13 protein-coding genes are annotated in these 17,307 nt (G+C 67.0%); 9 read left to right on the top strand and 4 right to left on the bottom strand.

Going from position 1 to position 17,307, the window contains the following annotated elements:
- Nucleotides 1-152 precede the first annotated feature (152 nt).
- Nucleotides 153-665 (top strand): GFA family protein, encoded by a 513-nt coding sequence (locus ACP69S_RS09360; RefSeq protein WP_425996524.1) that lies wholly within the window; start codon nt 153-155, stop codon nt 663-665.
- Here the strand turns inward: ACP69S_RS09360 and ACP69S_RS09365 are convergent.
- Both ACP69S_RS09365 and ACP69S_RS09370 read right to left on the bottom strand, forming a co-directional pair.
- Nucleotides 662-1,081, bottom strand: coding sequence for an SWIM zinc finger family protein (locus ACP69S_RS09365; protein WP_425996525.1), 420 nt, complete (start codon nt 1,079-1,081; stop codon nt 662-664). The two genes, ACP69S_RS09360 and ACP69S_RS09365, sit on opposite strands and share 4 nt — an antisense overlap.
- On the bottom strand, nt 1,081-1,482 hold the full coding sequence (locus ACP69S_RS09370) for a metallopeptidase family protein (RefSeq protein ID WP_425996600.1): 402 nt from the start codon (nt 1,480-1,482) through the stop codon (nt 1,081-1,083). Before ACP69S_RS09370 ends, ACP69S_RS09365 begins: the two co-directional genes overlap by 1 nt.
- A gap of 156 nt (nt 1,483-1,638) precedes the next feature.
- On the opposite strand from ACP69S_RS09370, the gene ACP69S_RS09375 reads away from it, so the two are divergent.
- On the top strand, nt 1,639-3,951 hold the full coding sequence (locus ACP69S_RS09375; protein WP_425996526.1) for an ATP-binding protein: 2,313 nt from the start codon (nt 1,639-1,641) through the stop codon (nt 3,949-3,951).
- A 41-nt stretch (nt 3,952-3,992) separates the two neighbouring features.
- Here ACP69S_RS09375 and ACP69S_RS09380 read toward each other — a convergent pair whose 3' ends face one another.
- Complete coding sequence (locus ACP69S_RS09380; RefSeq protein WP_425996528.1) at nt 3,993-5,543, bottom strand: ArnT family glycosyltransferase; 1,551 nt, start codon at nt 5,541-5,543, stop codon at nt 3,993-3,995.
- Nucleotides 5,544-5,748: 205 nt separating this feature from the next.
- On the opposite strand from ACP69S_RS09380, the gene ACP69S_RS09385 reads away from it, so the two are divergent.
- The 6 genes from ACP69S_RS09385 (at nt 5,749) to ACP69S_RS09410 (ending at nt 14,420) form a co-directional block, all read left to right on the top strand.
- Nucleotides 5,749-8,229 carry a TonB-dependent receptor gene (locus tag ACP69S_RS09385; protein ID WP_425996530.1) on the top strand — a complete coding sequence of 827 codons (2,481 nt, stop codon included), beginning with the start codon at nt 5,749-5,751 and terminating at the stop codon, nt 8,227-8,229.
- Between the two features lie 152 nt (nt 8,230-8,381).
- Nucleotides 8,382-9,383 (top strand): agmatine deiminase family protein, encoded by a 1,002-nt coding sequence (locus tag ACP69S_RS09390; protein WP_425996532.1) that lies wholly within the window; start codon nt 8,382-8,384, stop codon nt 9,381-9,383.
- A gap of 237 nt (nt 9,384-9,620) precedes the next feature.
- Entirely contained in the window at nt 9,621-10,202 is a 582-nt protein-coding gene (locus ACP69S_RS09395; RefSeq protein ID WP_425996533.1) for a hypothetical protein, read from the top strand.
- A 229-nt stretch (nt 10,203-10,431) separates the two neighbouring features.
- The gene (gene aguB, locus ACP69S_RS09400; RefSeq protein WP_425996535.1) at nt 10,432-11,310 is read left to right on the top strand and encodes an N-carbamoylputrescine amidase; all 879 of its coding nucleotides are present in this window, start codon (nt 10,432-10,434) and stop codon (nt 11,308-11,310) included.
- Nucleotides 11,311-11,447: 137 nt separating this feature from the next.
- The gene (locus tag ACP69S_RS09405; RefSeq protein WP_425996537.1) at nt 11,448-13,469 is read left to right on the top strand and encodes a TonB-dependent receptor; all 2,022 of its coding nucleotides are present in this window, start codon (nt 11,448-11,450) and stop codon (nt 13,467-13,469) included.
- A gap of 159 nt (nt 13,470-13,628) precedes the next feature.
- Nucleotides 13,629-14,420 (top strand): SapC family protein, encoded by a 792-nt coding sequence (locus tag ACP69S_RS09410; protein ID WP_425996539.1) that lies wholly within the window; start codon nt 13,629-13,631, stop codon nt 14,418-14,420.
- A gap of 222 nt (nt 14,421-14,642) precedes the next feature.
- Here the strand turns inward: ACP69S_RS09410 and ACP69S_RS09415 are convergent, their stop codons facing one another.
- Nucleotides 14,643-15,035 (bottom strand): acyl dehydratase, encoded by a 393-nt coding sequence (locus ACP69S_RS09415; protein WP_425996540.1) that lies wholly within the window; start codon nt 15,033-15,035, stop codon nt 14,643-14,645.
- Between the two features lie 111 nt (nt 15,036-15,146).
- On the opposite strand from ACP69S_RS09415, the gene ACP69S_RS09420 reads away from it, so the two are divergent.
- Nucleotides 15,147-17,294 carry a protein-disulfide reductase DsbD family protein gene (locus tag ACP69S_RS09420; RefSeq protein WP_425996602.1) on the top strand — a complete coding sequence of 716 codons (2,148 nt, stop codon included), beginning with the start codon at nt 15,147-15,149 and terminating at the stop codon, nt 17,292-17,294.
- The last annotated feature ends 13 nt before the right edge of the window (nt 17,295-17,307 follow it).

Here is a 17,307-nt window from a genome sequence, read left to right on the forward strand (position 1 = left end):
GCGGCGGCCCGGAGGGCCGTCCTTGACAGACCTGTACACACCGGCACGCTGCTGCCTCCAAGAGATGAAGGGCTGGCTGGGCGCGCGGCGCCTCATTCAACACGACCGAGCAACTCCAGAACCGCGCCATTCCACCCGACCAAGGTCGCCCCATGCCCAAAGCCCAGCCCCGCCCCAAGACCGCCAAGGCCTCCGCCGTCCCGGTGCACAGACAGTGTGTCTGCGGGGCGGTGAAGCTGGAGATCGACGTGCCGGCTCGCTGGGCGTGGCACGACCATTCGGCGGCCAGCCGCCACGCCCACGGCGCGGCCTATGCGACCTATGTCGGCAGCTATCGCAGCCGGTTTCGTATCCTGGAGGGCGCCGAGGCGCTGACCCGGTTCGAGGATGCCCCGGCCGGGATGATCCGCAGTTTCTGCGGCCGGTGCGGGACGCCGATGCTCTATGAGCGCAAGCGGGCGCCGACCATCGTCAACATTCCCCGCGCCCTGTTCGTCGAGCGCACCGGCCGGGAGGCGCGGTATCACACCGCGCTCGAGGAGGCGCCGGACTGGGCCTATGCGGGCGAGCCGCTGGCGCCGCTGAAGGGCTATCCCGGCGTGATGTGGGAGCGGCCCCGGCGCAAGCCGAAGCGGCAGGTCGATGACTGGTCGGACGTGGTTTAGGGCTCGCGCCCGCCTTCCAGCGCCGCCAGCACATCCGGCCGACGCCGCGCCAGCTCGACCAACCGCTCGATCAGGGCGTCCTGGCTTTCAAGGGCCAGTCCATCGCGCAGGCGGGCCATGCGGCCCTGCGCCTTCTGCAGGCCGGCCACGTCCAGCGCGTTGACCGCCGCCGCGACGCCGACCTGATGCTTGCAGGCCCCGAACTTGTCGAAGCCCGGGCAGGTGCAGGTTCCCTCGGCCGGCGGACGCAGCTCGACCACATAGAGCTCGCCGCCCTGGACGTGGGCGGTGACGATCTCGTCGTCGATGGCGACCAGCTGGACCGCGCCGTCGTTCGCCATGTCGAGGCCATTGGCGAACGAGCCCTCGCTCATCCGGTCGCGGAAGGCCTCAACATCGAAGCGGGGCGGGGTCATCAGGCGTCGTCCTCGATGCGGTGGATGTCGTCGTCGGACAGACCGAAATGGTGGCCGATTTCATGGACCAGCACATGGCTGATCAGCTCGCCCAGGCTGACGTCGCCGCGCTCGCACCATTCGTCGAGGATCGGCCGACGATACAGGAACACCATCGACGGCTGGACACCTGAATCCAGCACCGAGCGGCGGCCCAGGTCCACGCCCTGATAGAGGCCGGTCAGCTCGAACGGGTCTTCTATGCCGAGGCTGTCGAGCACGTCTTCGGCGGCAAAATCCTCGATGCGGATCTCGACATCGGCCGACAGGCCGGCGAAGGGCTCGGGCAGGGCCTTGAAGGCGGCCTCGGCGAGAGCGGCGAATTCGTCGAGCGACGGAGCGAGGCGAGAGGTCCATTCCATGACTCTCAGATAGACCGATTGGCCGGTTTCGCCAGCCGCGTGCGACATCTCCTGCGACAGCCTTCAGGTCGCGCTCTGGTCATGGCCCGACTAATCTGTGATTCTGATTCGCGGTCCCGCCTTCGCGGGCCGCCTGGGGCTCTAGCGACCGGCCTGATGAACTCTCATGAACTGATCCTCGCGGCGGCGGCCGGCGCGGTCTGCCTCGCCATTTGCGCGACGCTGTGGGCTCTGGCCCAGCGTCGTCGGTTCGAGGCCAGGCTGGCCATCCTGCAGGGCCGGCTTTCCAGTCTGGAGAGCGGCGCCCTGGCGGCTCAAGCCTCGGCGGAAGCCTTCGACAGCGCCCTGATCTCGGTCGAGGACGGCAAGGCTGCGCTCGTCTCCGGCGCCGACAGCCTGGGCGCCTGCGCCGTGGTGCTGGGCTGCGAGGCGCGAGCCCAGGAGGTGGTGGCCGCCCTTATGCTGCTGGATCCCGACCATACCGTACGTCTGCGCGGCCTGTTCGAGCGCGGCGAGCCCTGCGCCTTCGAGGCTCAAGGCGCTAACGGTTCGGTATCCGTCGAGGGCCGCGCGGCCGGAGCCCTGGCCTGGCTGCGTCTGGCGGCCGTGGCCTCCAATGAGGCCGGCCTGCCCTCGGCCGCCCGCTTCGCCGCCTTTGTCGACGGCTTGGTCGAGCCGGCCTGGATCTCCAGCGCCGACGGCGCGCCGGTCTGGGGCAATGCCGCCTATCTGCGCGCCGTGGATGCGCCATCGGCCTCGACCGCCGCTCTGGCCGGCAAGACCTTCGACCGCGCCGCCGACGCCCTGGCCGTCGAGGCCGCCACCTCCGGCGAGCGCCGCGAGGCTCTGCGCTGGGTCAATATCGATGGCCGCCGCCGGGCCTTCCGCGTCGCCGCCAAGTCGCTGGAAGGCGGCGGGGTGGGGGTGTTCTGCAGCGACGTCACCGAGATCGAGGATGTCCGCGACGCCCTGCGCAAGCATGTTGAGGCCCATGACGAGACCCTGAACCATATCGCCGACGCCGTAGCGATCTTCAGCCAGACCCGGCGTCTGGCCTTCCACAACACCGCCTTCGCCGAGCTGTGGGGGCTTGAGCCCGCCTGGCTGGCCGACCGCCCGACCCATGGCGAGATCCTCGACCGCCTGCGCCAGCGCCGCCGCCTGCCCGAAACCATCGACTACGCCAAGTGGAAGGCCGAGGAGCTGGCTCACTACGAGGACCTTGGTCCGCAGGCCGACGACATGTGGGGCCTGCCCGACGGTCGGACCCTGAAGCTGGTGCGTCAGCCCCACCCGCTGGGCGGCATGCTGCTGCTCTATTCCGACATCACCGGTGAGCTGAAGCTGAAGGCCCAGTACAACGCCCTGATCCAGGTGCAACAGGCGACGCTGGACAAGCTGAACGACGCCGTGGCCGTGTTTGGCTCCGACGGCCGGCTACGGCTGCACAACGACGCTTTTGAGACCTTCTGGAACGTCACGGCCTTCGCCCTTGAGGCGGCAGTGGATTTCGAGGGCGTGGTCGATCTGTGCGTGCCGCGCCTGCACGACCTGTCGTTCTGGCGCGAACTGAAGGGCCGGGTCGCCGATCCCGATCCGCAGATGCGCGCGCCGACCTCGGGCGAGGTGCGGACCTCGGACGGCCGCATCGTGCTCTACCAGAGCCGGCCCCTGCCGGACGGCGCGACCCTGATCGGCTTCACCGACGTCACCGACACCCGCGATCTGCAAAGCGCCCTGGCCGACCGCTCCGCCGCCCTGGCCGAGGCCGAGCGGCTGAAGCGCGACTTCGTCGGCAATGTCTCCTATGAGCTGCGCACGCCGCTGACGACGATCATCGGCTATTCGGAACTGCTGGAACGGGCCGACGGCCTGCCCGAGCGCGGCCGCAACCATGTGGCCGCCGTCCGCGCCGCCGCCACCCAGCTGGCCCGTTCGATCGACGACGTGCTCGACATGGCCCAGATCGACGCCGGCGAGATGGCGCTGGAGATCCAGGATATCCGCGTCGTCGACCTGCTGATCAACGCCAAGGAGCACGCCACCAAGGACGCCACCCTGGGCGGCGTGACGCTGAACATCGAGTGCGATGATGATGTCGGCCTGATCCGGGGCGACTTGAAGCGCCTGTCCCAGACCCTGGACCACCTGGTCGAGAACGCCCTGCGCCAGACGCCGCCGGACGGCATCGTCACGCTATCGGCGCGGCGTGCGCTGGGCGAGGTGCGGCTGGACGTGCGCGACACCGGGCGCGGCGTGCCGTTCCACGTTCAGGCCCACATCTTCGACCGCTTCGTCGGCCGCGACCGTGGTGGTCCGGGCCTGGGCCTGGCTCTAGTCAAGGCGCTGGTCGAGCTGCATGGCGGCTGGGTGGCGCTGGAAAGCGAGCCGGGCGCCGGCTCGACCTTCACCTGTCACCTGCCCGAGACCCAGCAGCCGGGCGCCATGCAGCCGGAACTGTCGTTCTAGAGCATTTTCCGATAACCGTTTCACACTTATCGGAAAATGCTCTAGCGCTCGCCCTTCGGCTTGGGCGGCAGACCGGTCACCGGATCGCGGGGCAGGGGGCGGAAGTCCTCGGCGATGAAGAGGTCGGTGCGGCGCACATGCTTGCGGTCCAGGCGCACGCGGACGATCTCGAGCCCCGACGTCTTGGTAAAGTCCTGCTCGATCTCGGGACGATAGTCGCCCTCCAGGCTGGCGATCAGGGCGCGGCGGCCGAATTCCGCGTTCAGCGGAGCCTCGGTCTCGGCCTGATTCTGAGGGCGCGCCTCGTGCACCCACATCTTGAGGGGCGGGGCGCCGGGCGTCTTGAAGTAGTCGCGGCCGTAATAGGCAGTGACATTGAACAGGAAGCGGTCGTCCATAGCGATGCTGCTCAGGCCGCCAGCGGCCTGTTCTTCACGCGCCCGGGCGATGATGGTCTGGGCGCCCTGCTCCCAGCCGCGTACGCGCTTGAAGCTGTTGGCCGCGCCCAGGTTATCGGCGATGCGAGGATTGACCATGCAGGCGATGAAGACGGCGCAGAACGCGGCCTGGATCGCCACGGCGGCGATCAGCCAGCGGCGGGCGTTCCAGCGCAGCAGCCAGGCCGCCGCCAGGATCGAGCCGGCTATATAGGCCACGCCGGCCCAGTTGGCGTTGGCGCGCGAGACGAAGGCCTGGGCCGCCACGGTCAGCAGCGGCGGCGCGGCCAGGCACAGCATCAGCAGGTCGGCCGTCTCGAGCTTGCCCCGAACGCCCAGCCAGATCGCGCCGCCGGCCAGGACCGCAAAGGGGATGGGGCCGAAGACGCCGAACTGCGAGCCAATGAACTCCATCAGTTCACGGATGTTAAACAGCGACGCGGCGTTCCAGTTGGCGTTGGAGGCGGTGTGCTCCAGCGTCGCGAACTGGTGGGTCAGGTTCCAGATCAGGTTGGGCGCGAAGACGATAGCCAGGGCTGCGAGGGCCGCCGCCGCCATCGGCAGCGTCCAGACCTGACGCGCCTCACGCGACGCGGCCAGGTGGGCGGCAAGGCCGGCCAGCACATAGACCGCCGCATATTTCGACAGGAAGGCCAAGCCCAGGGCCGCGCCCAGGGCCGCGGCCACCGGCAGCCTGCGACGCGCCTCAAGCGTGGGAAGCGACACATAGGACCAGATCGTCAGGGACAGGAAAAACAGCAGCGGCGCGTCGGTGGTGATCACGCCTGACGACAGCTGGATGCCCGGCATCAGGATGTAGAGCGCCGCCGCCGCCAGGCCGGTCCAGCCGCCATAGAGCCTGTCGGCGATGCGGCTGATCACCAGGGCGGCGCCGGCGTGCAGGAAGAGAGCCGAGATCCGCACCCAGGCTTCGGAGTCGCCGCCCACCGAGGTCGTGGCCCAGATCAGCCAGGCGATCATCGGCGGCTTGGAGAAATAACCGAAATCCAGGGTCCGCGACCACAGCCAGTACTGGGCTTCGTCCGGGTAGAGCTCGAACGGCGTGGCGAACAGCGCCGCCAGCCGCAGGATCGTCAGCACGCCTACCATGCAGAGCGTGAAGCGCCAGGCGCGCGCACTGTCCGGTTGCGTCATTTTATCAAGCGCCACGCTGAGTTCTCCGGCACAAGTAAGAAAGTCCTGACCAAATGTGTTGCAAGGGCGCCGATGGCGGAGGGTTTATCGACCATCGTGGCGTTTCCGTCACCAAACCTTCGAAATAGCCGGTTAAAGAGCCTCAAGAATGTCGCCCGGCGTGATCCATGCAGCCGCCGCGGTTGAAACGAGGGGATACAACCAAATGATGACGAAAAAGCTCGCCTGTCTGGCGTCGACCGCCTTGGTCGGCTGCCTGCTCAGCGCCACTTCTGCTTTCGCCCAGTCGACCGCGTCGCAGGCCAACGAACTCGAAGGGGTGGTCGTGACCGCCGCCGGTCAGAAGTCCGTGGGCGGCATCATCGCCGAGACCCTGCCGAAGACCCGCTCTTCGGTGAACGAAGAATTCATCGCCACCCAGGTGACCGGCCAGTCGATCCTGCAGACGCTGAACCTGGTCCCGGGCCTGAGCTTTACCAACAACGACCCCTACGGCTCGTCGGGCGGCAATATCCGTCTGCGCGGCTTCGACGGTAACCGCGTCTCCGTGACCTTCGACGGCATTCCGCTAAACGACACCGGCAACTACGCGATTTTCCCCAACCAGATGCTCGACGGTGAGCTGATCTCCCGCGCCAGCGTCAATCAGGGCACGACCGACGTCGACAGCCCGACTGCGTCGGCCACCGGCGGCACGATCAACTACAGCACCCGCAAGCCGAAGTCTGAAATGGGCGCCCTGTTCACCCTCAGCGGCGGTGAAGACAGCTATCGCCGTATCTTCGCCTTGGCCGAAACTGGTGAGTTCGGCCCGTTCGGCACCACGGCCTGGTTTGCGATGTCGGACCAGAAATACGACAAGTGGAAGGGCTTCGGCACCTTCGAAAAGACCCAGTATAACGCCCGCGTTTATCAAGCGCTGAACGACGGCGACTTCCTCAGCCTGGCGGTCCACTACAACGAGAACCGCAACAACAATATCCGCCAGATGACCCTGCCCGAGTATCGCGCCTTTGGCCGCGAACTCGATTTCACCGAGAACTGCACCAGTCGCGTTCTGAACGCGACCAACCGCACGATCACTGAAACCGCGCCGGTCGTTCCGGGCAACTGCTCGGACTTCTTCGGCCGTCAGGTCAACCCCTCCAACACCGGTAACGTTCGCGGCGCCGCCAGCTTCCACCTGGCGCCAAGCCTGCGCCTGACCGTCGACCCCTCGTTCCAGTACGTCCTGGCCGACGGCGGCTCGCAACTGGCCACGATCTCGGAAACGGACGGCCGCGTTCGCGGCACGGCCACCGCGCTGGGTCGTGATCTGAACGGCGATGGCGACACAGCTGACACGGTCGCCTTCTTCGCGCCCAGCGTCACCAACACCCGCCGCTACGGCGTGACCAGCTCGATCATCTGGGATCTGAGCGACAATCACCGCGTTCGCGCCGCCTATACGGGCGACTATGGTCGTCACCGCCAGACCGGCGAGTACACCAACCTGAACAGTGACGGCACCACCACCAACGTGTTCGGTGGCAAGGACGGCGAAGGCGTTAAAGTCGCCACCGCCGACGGCAGCTTCCTGCGGGCTCGTGATCGCTTCTCGATCGCCCAGCTGAACCAGGTTTCGGCCGACTATCGCGGTCGCTTCATGGACGACAGGCTGGTGGTCAATATCGGTGTTCGCGCGCCCTATTTCGAGCGCGAGCTGAACCAGTATTGCTACACCCAGAACGCCTCGAGCGTCGTCGGCGTGGTTTCGGGCTTCGCCGTGAGCTGCACCACCCAGGTCCCGAACGCCGCCGCAGCCGATGGCTCGGTCACTTTCGGCACCTCGACCACCAAGTTCATCAAGCCCTACAGCGCGAACGTCAAATATGACGACATCCTGCCCAACCTCGGCGCCAGCTATGAATTGACCGACAACCACACCGTCTATGCCAGCTACGCCGAGGGCTTCTCGGCGCCGCGGACCGACAGCCTCTATACCGCCACCCTGCGCGGCGGCGTTGGCACCCCGGCCGACGTCGAGCCGGAAACCACCCAAACGGTCGACCTTGGCTATCGCTTCAGCATGCCTGAAGTGGTCGCCTCGGTGGCGCTCTGGAACACCAAGTTCCAGAACCGTATCGTTCAATCCTTCGACCAGGACCTGGGCATCAGCATCGACCGTAACGTCGGTGAGGTGAAGGCCTTCGGTCTGGACGCTCAGGCCGCCTGGCAGCTGGAAGAATATCTGACCGTCAGCGGTTCGTTCTCTTACAACAACAGCGAACTGCAGCAGGACCTGCGGACCGGCACCGCCGCCACCGCTATCCTGCCGCTGGCCGGCAAGAAGGTTGTCGAGACCCCGGAATACACCTGGGCCGCTCGCGTTGACTGGGACATCACCGAGGCGCTCTCGCTCGGCGTTCAAGCCAAGTACACCGGCGACCGTTTCGCCACCGACGTGAACGACGAAGTCGCGCCGGGCTACAGCCGCATCGACCTGAGCCTGCGCTACGATATCCCCTTTGCGAAGAGCACCTATGTGCAGCTGAACGTCGACAACCTGTTCGACGAAGACCACTTCGGCTCGATCAGCTCGCGCACCAATGCGGTGACCATCCCTGGTGGAGCCTTCGGTTCGGCGCCGACCTATCACATCGGCGCTCCGCGCACGATGCAAGTCACCCTGCGCGCTGAATTCTAGTCGCGCAGACGCTTTAGACGACTAACAGGAAGGGCGGCCCCGCAACGGGCCGCCCTTTTTGTTTTGTCGCGCGGATTTGCTAGAACCCCTGCTTGACCCCCGGCCCGCCAGGGGCCATTTGCGCCTCCCGTTTTCATCCAGGCTTTCGACACATGACCCCGACTGTTCCCGCCGAGTGGGCGCCGCACCGCGCGATGTGGGTGGGTTTTCCCAGCCACGCCGAGCTCTGGAAGGACGACCTGCCGGTCGCCCAGAAGGAAGTGGCCGATCTGGCCCGCGCCCTGGCCGGTCCTGGCGCCGAGCGCGTGCGGCTGATGGTGGTGGGCGACGAGGCCGAGGCCGCCGCCAAGGCCTTACTCTCCGACACCACGGTCGAGATCGTGCGGGGCACGTTCGGCGACATCTGGCTGCGCGACACCGGCCCGATCTATGTCGAGACCGCCGACGGCCCCGTCGCGGCCGGCTTCGAGTTCAATGGCTGGGGCGGCAAGTTCGAGATGGAGGGCGACGACATCGTCGCCGAGCAGATCGCCGCCGCCTCGGGCACGCCCCTGACCCGCAACGGCTTCGTGCTGGAGGGCGGCTCGCTGGACCACGATGGCCTGGGCACGGTGCTGTCCACACGCCAGTGCCTGCTCAACGAGAACCGCAATGGCGACTTCGACGAGGCCAAGGCCTTCGCCGCCTTGGCCAGATCACTGGGCGTCAAAAAGGTGCTGTGGCTGGGCGATGGCCTTCTGAACGACCACACCGACGGCCATATCGACAACCTGGCCCGCTTCGTGGCTCCGGGCGTGGTGGCCTGTCCGATGGCTTTCGGGGTCGACGATCCCAATGCCGAGGTCTATGCCGACACCGCTCGCGCCCTGGCCGGCATGACCGACAGCCGGGGCTCGCCCCTGCAGGTGGTCCGCATCCCGTCGCCGGGCCGCATCCTTGACGAGGACGGCGAGCCGATCCCGGCCTCGCACATGAACTTCCTGATCGCCAACGAGGCGGTCGTCGTTCCGATCTACGCCGAGGAGTCGGGCGCCTTCGCCGTCGAGGTGATCCAGGGCCTGTTCCCCGAGCGCGAGGTCATCGGCCTGCCCTCGACCGCCATCCTGACCGGCGGCGGCTCGTTCCACTGCATCAGCCAGCAGGAGCCGGCCTGAATTTCTGATCTCTCGACGACGGATATTGTCGCGTCGCCCGCAGTCGGCTGCGGGCGATAGAATCGATGCAACTATACAAGTCGTTGAATAGGTGTTCTATTTAACGCGTAGCAAATCTTATGCCGGGGACGATACTTCCTCCGAGTAGATGTAAGCATCGATCTAAATCGTACTCAAAAAATATTACACGCAGCAGGCGACTTCTGATTTCTTTGCGCGAGGCTGTGGGCAAGCGTCTTGAAATCTCTTCATCTGGTCGGCGCCGTCTTGGCGACCGTACTGCTGACGGCTGCGTGCGTGACGCACGAAACCTCATTGCGCGAAACGCGCTCCGCCCTGGGCAAGGGGCGCCAGGTCACCGCGCGGGGCGCGGCGATCATGGGGATGTCCTCCATGACCTGGGACGACAAGTGGGCGGCCACCAACCTGTTCGAGCGGGCGGCGGCGCAGGACAGTTCGCCCAATGCCCGTTTCAACCTGGCCGCCGGCTATCACGCCACCGGCCGGGTGGCGGACGCCCTGCCGATCTATGCCAGCGTCCAGATCGACGGCCTCAATGCCTCGGCCCAGACCAGCTGGGAGCAGTTCGATGACTCGGTGAAGGTGCGCCGCGTCAATCTCAGCGAAGAGTCCGCGAGACGGATCGCCCAGATCATCAGCACGCCGGGCTATGTCGAGCGCGCTGTGCCGCCGATCGACTACCCGGCCCTGGCCGTGGAGACCAAGACGGAGGTCGAGGGCATGCCCACCTTTGGCCGGGTCACAGACCGCAAGTCGCTGGAACTGGACGCGGCGGCGCGGGCGATCAAGGGCCGCTAGAGCCCTTTCCGACCTGATGCTTCATCAGGGGCGGGCGAAAAGGGCTCTAAATCAGAAGTTTAGAGCATTTTTTGATCCGATAACCGTTTCACACTTATCGGAAAATACTCTAGGCCTCGCCTTGTCATCATTTTGCAGCTAAACGCCGCGCTTCTCTTGCGGGCGGCGCGATGCATGACGATGTGCGTCCGCCATCCTCGCCGATCGCGCCAACGGGAGCCGCGAACTGATGACCCGGACGCTGAACGTCGCCGCCATCCAGACCTCTTACGGGATGGACCTGCAGGCCAATATCAAGAAGACCGAAGGCTTTATCCGCCAGGCCGCCGCCAATGGCGCCCAAGTGATCCTGCCGCCCGAACTGTTCCAGGGGCCGTATTTCTGCGTCACCCAGGAAGAGCGCTGGTTTGCCGAAGCTCATCCGTGGCGGGAGCACCCGGTGGTCAAGGCCATCGCCCCCCTGGCCGGCGAACTGCGCGTGGTCATCCCGATCTCGATCTTCGAGCGCGAAGGCCCGCACTATTTCAACAGCGTGGTGATGGCCGACGCCGACGGCTCGCTGCTCGGAGTCTATCGCAAGAGCCACATTCCCGACGGTCCCGGCTATCAGGAGAAGTACTATTTCCGGCCCGGCGACACCGGCTTTAAGGTCTGGGACACCCGCTTTGGCCGCCTGGGCGTCGGGATCTGCTGGGACCAGTGGTACCCAGAGGCCGCCCGCGCCATGGCGCTGATGGGGGCCGAGGCCCTGTTCTATCCCACCGCCATCGGCAGCGAGCCGCATGACCCGACCCTGAACACCACCCTGCCATGGCAACGGGCGATGCAGGGTCACGCGGTCGCCAATGTGATCCCGGTGATCGGGGCCAACCGGATTGGCTTCGAGCCCTGGGAGAACTATCCCAACGGCGGCCAGCAATTCTATGGCTCCAGCTTCATCGCCGACCATCGCGGCGACCTGGTCAGCGAGCTTGGCCGCGACGACGAGGGCCTGGTGGCCGCCTCTTTCGACCTGGATTTCCTGCAGGGCCACCGCGCGGCCTGGGGCTTCTTCCGGGATCGGCGCTCGGACCTCTATTCGGCGCTTGCGAGCCCGCGTCCGACCTAGGGCGGGTCTGCATCCTTTTCGGGCGGAGGTTACCCGGGTGGGCCTGGCAAACGCGAAGCCGCTTGACGACCAGATATGTTATTTCATAACACTTCTGAACAAGGCCGCTCCCCCGGCCAAGGTTCAGGACTTTCGTCATGTCGCGTCGCGCCGTCTTCTCCGCCGTCAGCCTGCTGGCCCTGGCCTCGGCCCTGTCCGCCCAGGCCGAGGACGTGCTGTGGGCTGTCCAGGACACCGAGGTCTCCAAGGTCGTCGTCACCGCCGCGCCCTATGCGGTGTCGGCCGACAACCTGACCGCCAGTGTCGCCATCGTCGACCGCACGGACCTGGATCTGGCCCCGCCCACGGGTCTGGGCGACCTGCTCAGCGGCATGCCCGGCGTACGCTCCACCGCCTTCGGCGCCGGCGCCAGCCGTCCGGTGGTGCGCGGTCTGGCCGGTCCGCGCGTCCAGGTGCTGACCAACGGCGTGGGCCAGATCGACGCCAGCGCCCTGTCGCCCGACCATCAGGTGGCCACCGATCCCGGCGAGGCCGAGCGCATCGAGGTGCTGCGCGGCCCGGCGGCTCTGGCCTATGGCGGCTCGGCCATCGGCGGGGTAATCAACATCATCGACGACCGCATCGCCAGCCGCGCCCCAGAAGGCGGCTATAGCGGTCGCCTGCTGGCTTCAGGCGCGACGGGCGACGACAGCTATGCGATCTCCGGCGCCATCCACGCCGCCGTCGGCCCTCTGGTCCTGACCCTGGATGGCCTCAAGCGCGAGGCCGACGATTATGAAATCCCGGTCTTCGCTGAGTCGCGCCGCCTTTTGGCTTCGGAAGGCGAGACCGCCGAGGGCGGCGGCGGCAAGCTGGCCAATACGGCGGTCGAGCTGGAAGCCATCGGCGCGGGCGTCTCCTATGTCGGCGCCGACGGCTTCATCGGCGTCTCGGTCAAGAAGACCGATACGTCCTACGGCGTTCCCGGCCACGCCCATGAGGAAGAGGGCGCCGAGGAGGACGGTCCGGTCACCATTGGCCTGACCCAGACCCGCATCGACCTTCGCGGCGAGTACAATAAAGCGATCGGCCCCTTCGCCAAGCTCCGCCTGTCAGCCGGCCATGCCGACTACGAGCATACCGAGTTCGAGGGCTCGGAAGTCGGCACCAAATTCATGTCGGACGGCTTTGAGGGTCGCCTCGAGCTGGTCCAGGCCGAGCGCGGCGGCTGGAAGGGCGCGGTGGGCGTCCAGGGCCTGCGCCGCAACTTCGACGCCCAGGGCGACGAGGCCTATGTGCCCAAGACGAAGATCACCGAATATGGCGCCTTCACCCAGCAGCGGGTCGAAAAGGCCGGCTGGGGTTATGAGGGCGGCCTGCGGATCGACTATCGCAATCTCAACAGCCTGAAGGGCGAGGCGGATTTCACCAACGTCTCCGGCTCGTTGGGCGTGTTCGCCCGGCCTTCGGACGCCGTGTTCTTCGGCGTGGCCCTGTCGCGCAACAGCCGCGCCCCCACCGAGGCCGAGCTTTTCGCTGAGGGGCCGCACGTGGCCACGCGCGGCTTCGAGATCGGCGATCCCACGCTCGACGAGGAAACCGCCTGGTCGGTCGAGGCCACCGCCCACTATTCCGGTCCGCGCCTGTCGGCCGACCTGCACCTGTTCACGGCCCGCTACGACGGCTTCATCGACCTGCGGGCCACCGGCGCCGAGGAGGGCGGTCTGGCCGTCTACGAGTATATCCAAACAAAGGCCGACTTCCGGGGCTTCGAGGTCGAGACCAGCTACAAGGCCTGGCGCAAGGCCGACCAGAGCCTGACCCTGGAAGCCTCTGGCGACTCCGTGCGCGGCGCCACCGACCTTGGCCCGCCGGCCCGCATTCCGTCCTATTCGATCACGGGCCGGGCGATCTACGACGCCCGCTTCTGGACGGCGCGCCTGGAGGCTCGCCGCGTCGGCGAACAGGACCGCGTCGCGCAGGGCGAGCTGCCCACCGACGGCTATACGGTGCTCAACGCCTCCTTCGCCTGGAAGCCCAGGGGCGACGGCCAGCTGCGCGTCTTCCTCGATGGCCGCAACCTGACCGACGAGGAAGTCCGCGAACACGCCTCGTTCCTCAAGGACATCGCCCCCTCGGCCGGACGCTCGATCCGCGCGGGCGTCGCCTACCGCTTTTAGATGTCTGCTTTGGTGCTCGCCCGTGAGTGGAAATGGGCGGGGGCGATATCCCCGCGCGGGACGGGTCGATTGCCGGGCTGGCCGGGATCGGCTAGAAGCGCCAAGCCCTTTACGGACGCTCGCGCGGTCCGCCCTTTCAGCTTTTTTGTAGAGCTATCAATGGAATCGACTCAGACCGCCGGCGGCATCTCCGGCAACGTTTTGTTCTACGTCTCGCCTGAGCCGCTGAACCGCGAGCAACATGCCAAGCTGGCCCTCGTGCACAACGAGAAGCCCTACAGCTTCGCCTCGACCGGCACGGCCGTCCCGCTGACGGTCACGGAGTTTGCTCCGGCCGCCCTGTCGTTCCCGGTGATCTTTGCCGGCGAGGATCGCGTTCCCCTGGCGGTGATGGGCCTGAACAACGGCGAGAACCTGTTTGTCAACGCCGACGGCTCGATCGATCCGGGCGTCTATATCCCCGCCTATATCCGCCGCTATCCGTTCGTGCTGGCCAATGACGAAGGCCAGGACCGCCTGATTGTCTGTATCGACAAGGGCTCGAGCCTGCTGTCGGAAACCGGCGAAACCAAGCTGTTCGACGAAAAGGGCGAGCCCACCGAATACACCCAGAACTGCATCAAGTTCTGCGACGACTTCGAAGCCGAACGCCGCCGCACCGACTCGTTCGTGCAACTGCTGAAGGACAACGACCTGTTCGAGCTGAAGACCGCCACCTTCACCCCGACCGACGCCGCCGGCAACGCGGGCGAGCCGCAGACGGTCGCCGAATATTACGGCGTGTCGGAAGAGAAGCTGAACGCCCTGCCGGTCGAGAAGCTGCGCGAACTGCAAACCAATGGCGCCTTGGCCCAGATCTATGCGCACCTGGTGTCGCTGGTCGGCTGGGACCGCCTGATCGCCGTCGCCATGGCTCGCCAGGCGGCCACGGCGGGCGTCGTGATCAACTAACTTCCTCGGAAAGTTATCGAAACGAGGGCGGCGAGGCTTCGGCTTCGCCGCCCTTTTTCTTGGGCGCTTGCCGTCATACAAAACCCGCTCTCCCCGGCGAAGGCCGGGACCCAGATTCAGCCTGAGCGTCTGGGGATGAAGCGCCTTCTGCCTTAGCCAGATCGGAAGTTTTCATGGGTTCGATCTGGACCCCGGCCTTCGCCGGGGAGAGCAGAGGAGCCGCTACCGCGCGAAAATGCTCCGCGTCAGGCACGAAAAGACCAGCCGCCCCGCCTCGTCGAGCAGGTCGTGCTGGGCGATGATCATGCCCTTGCCTTCGCCGACAGGGTCCTTGCCCATCACCGTCATGCGACCGCGCAGCAGCTCGCCAATGGGCGGGTTACGCATCCAGCGCAGGGCGTCGACGCCCAGGCGCTTGGTCTGGGGCCAGGCGGCGCTGGCCTCCGCGTCGAGCCGCGACCAGATCGCGAAGACCATGACATCGGGCGCGCCGTTCTCGACGGGCCAGCCTGGGGCGAAGGCCGCGATAAAATCGTTCAGCGCCTTGGCTTCGACCGCGCGCGTGCCCAGCGATACGACCTGGCCAATCTCGATATCGTCGAACGCAGCGGGCATGGTTGGGGATCTCACACAGAATCGTTCCGAACTGTCCATGGTCGCTCGGTCCTTGTCGAGAGCGCGCGTCCGGGCCATGTGTCGCTGACGCGTCCTGGCTCGGGAATGACCATGTTGATCCGGAAACTCCTCGCGGCCGTGCAGGCCGTCGTTCTGGCTGGCCTGCTCGCCAGCGGCCAAGCCCTGGCCGAACCCGTCAACACGGGCCATATCGAAGCCGAGCTGGTCGCCCAGGACGCCGCCGCCGTTCCGGGCGCGACGATCTATGTGGCCCTGCGCCAGAAGATCCAGCCGGGCTGGCACACCTATTGGCGCAATCCGGGCGACGCGGGTGACGCCACCAAGATCGTCTGGACCCTGCCGACCGGCTGGACCGCAGGCGACATCGTCTGGCCGACGCCGGAAAAGAGCCGGGTCGGGCCGCTGCTCGACTACGCCTATACAGGCGAGGTGCTGCTGCCCGTGCCGATCACGGTGCCGGTCGACGCCAAGCCCGGTTCGACGGTGACCCTGAAGGCCGCCGCCGCCTTTCTGGTCTGCGAAGAGATCTGCATTCCTGAGGACGCCGTCCTCACCCTGAGCCTGCCGATCGTGGCCGGGGCGCCGGGTCCCGATCCCAAATGGGGCGCGGTGGTCGCCAAGACCCTGGCCGACGCGCCCAAGGCGGCCGGCCTGAAGGCTGTGTTCAAGCTGGACGGCGGCGTGCTCAAGCTGGCCGTCACTGGCGCGCCGCTGAAAGGCGCCGACATGGCCGGGGCCTATTTCTATCCCTATTCCGGCAAGGTTATCGACCACGCCGCCGAACAGACCATCGAGCGTGGGCCCGAGGGCCTGACCCTGGGCCTGACGCCGGGCTATGACTTCACCTCGGGCACGCCGCCGACCGAGCTTTCGGGCGTCGTGGCGCTGAACGGCCAGGCCTTTGAGGTCACGGCCACGGCGGGCGAGCCTCCGGCCGGCGCCTTCGGCCTCGGCGCGCCGCCAGCCGCCGCCAAGCCGGCCGATGCGGCCGGCCTCGCCACGGCGCTGGTCTTCGCCTTCCTGGGCGGCCTGATCCTGAACCTGATGCCGTGCGTGTTCCCGGTGCTGTCGATGAAGGCCGCCAGCCTGGCCGGCCACGCCCACGATCCTGGCAAGACCCGCCTGCAGGGCCTGGCCTTCCTGGTCGGCGTCGTCGCCACCTTCCTGGCCCTGGCCGGCCTGCTGATCGCGGTGCGGGCCGGCGGCGCGGCGGTGGGTTGGGGCTTCCAGTTGCAGTCGCCGGTGGTGGTGGCGAGCCTGGCCCTGGTCATGCTGCTGGTGGCCCTGAACATGTCGGGCGTGTTCGAGTTCGGGACCTCAATTCAGGGCGTTGGCGGTCGCGCCTCAGCGCGCGGTGGCGTGACCGGCGCCTTCTTCACCGGAGCCCTGGCGGTCGTCGTGGCCGCGCCCTGCACCGCGCCGTTCATGGCCGGAGCCCTGGGCTTTGCCCTGACCCAGCCGCCGCTGATCTCGATGTCGGTATTTCTGGCGCTCGCTCTGGGCTTTGCCGCCCCGTTCGTGATTCTGGCCTTCGCCCCGGCCCTGCTGGCCAGGTTGCCGCGTCCCGGCGCCTGGATGGACACCCTGAAGAAGGGCCTGGCCTTCCCGATGTATGGCACGGCCGCCTGGCTGGTCTGGGTGTTCAGTCAGCAGGCCGGCTCCATCGCTCTGGGCGAGGTCTTCGCCGCCGCCGTGCTGCTGGCCTTCGCCGCCTGGCTCTGGGGTCATGCCCAGACCCGCCGCGCCGTGGGCAAGCCCAGCCTGGTTCCGCTGCTGGCCTCGCTGCTGGCCCTGGCCGGCGTGATCGCCCTGACGGCCCTGACCGTGCAGGCGCCGCCGCTGGTGGCCCCGACGGCTTCGGCCGCCGCGGTCCCGGCGGGTCCCGGTCTTGCCTCCGAGCCATGGTCGCCTGAGCGCGTCGCCGCGCTGCAGGCCGAGGGCCGCCCGGTGATGGTCGACTTCACCGCCGCCTGGTGCGTGACCTGTCAGGTCAATGAGAAGATCGCCCTGTCCGGCGCCGGCGTCTCTCAGGTGTTCAGGGACAGGAACGCCGTGCTGCTGAAAGCCGACTGGACCAATCGCGATGCGACCATCGCCGCCGCCCTGGCCGAGCATGGCCGGGCCGGGGTGCCGCTCTATCTGGTCTATCCGGCCAAGGGCGGAGCGCCGGTGATCCTGCCGCAGCTGCTGACCGAGGGCATGGTCGTCGAGGCCATCGAAAAGGCCGCGGCCTCGTAAGAGGGCTTCCCGG

This window comes from Caulobacter sp. DWR1-3-2b1 (assembly GCF_049895765.1).
GTDB lineage: Bacteria > Pseudomonadota > Alphaproteobacteria > Caulobacterales > Caulobacteraceae > Caulobacter.

Bases quoted from the DNA above. Each gene is read 5' to 3' on its own strand.
- ACP69S_RS09375 (WP_425996526.1), top strand. From the start codon at position 1,639: ATGAACTCTCATGAACTGATCCTCGCGGCGGCGGCCGGCGCGGTCTGC.
- ACP69S_RS09360 (WP_425996524.1), top strand. From the start codon at position 153: ATGCCCAAAGCCCAGCCCCGCCCCAAGACCGCCAAGGCCTCCGCCGTC.
- ACP69S_RS09365 (WP_425996525.1), bottom strand. From the start codon at position 1,081: ATGACCCCGCCCCGCTTCGATGTTGAGGCCTTCCGCGACCGGATGAGC.
- ACP69S_RS09410 (WP_425996539.1), top strand. From the start codon at position 13,629: ATGGAATCGACTCAGACCGCCGGCGGCATCTCCGGCAACGTTTTGTTC.
- ACP69S_RS09385 (WP_425996530.1), top strand. From the start codon at position 5,749: ATGATGACGAAAAAGCTCGCCTGTCTGGCGTCGACCGCCTTGGTCGGC.
- aguB (WP_425996535.1), top strand. From the start codon at position 10,432: ATGACCCGGACGCTGAACGTCGCCGCCATCCAGACCTCTTACGGGATG.
- ACP69S_RS09380 (WP_425996528.1), bottom strand. From the start codon at position 5,543: ATGACGCAACCGGACAGTGCGCGCGCCTGGCGCTTCACGCTCTGCATG.
- ACP69S_RS09370 (WP_425996600.1), bottom strand. From the start codon at position 1,482: ATGGAATGGACCTCTCGCCTCGCTCCGTCGCTCGACGAATTCGCCGCT.
- ACP69S_RS09415 (WP_425996540.1), bottom strand. From the start codon at position 15,035: ATGCCCGCTGCGTTCGACGATATCGAGATTGGCCAGGTCGTATCGCTG.
- ACP69S_RS09405 (WP_425996537.1), top strand. From the start codon at position 11,448: ATGTCGCGTCGCGCCGTCTTCTCCGCCGTCAGCCTGCTGGCCCTGGCC.
- ACP69S_RS09420 (WP_425996602.1), top strand. From the start codon at position 15,147: ATGTTGATCCGGAAACTCCTCGCGGCCGTGCAGGCCGTCGTTCTGGCT.
- ACP69S_RS09390 (WP_425996532.1), top strand. From the start codon at position 8,382: ATGACCCCGACTGTTCCCGCCGAGTGGGCGCCGCACCGCGCGATGTGG.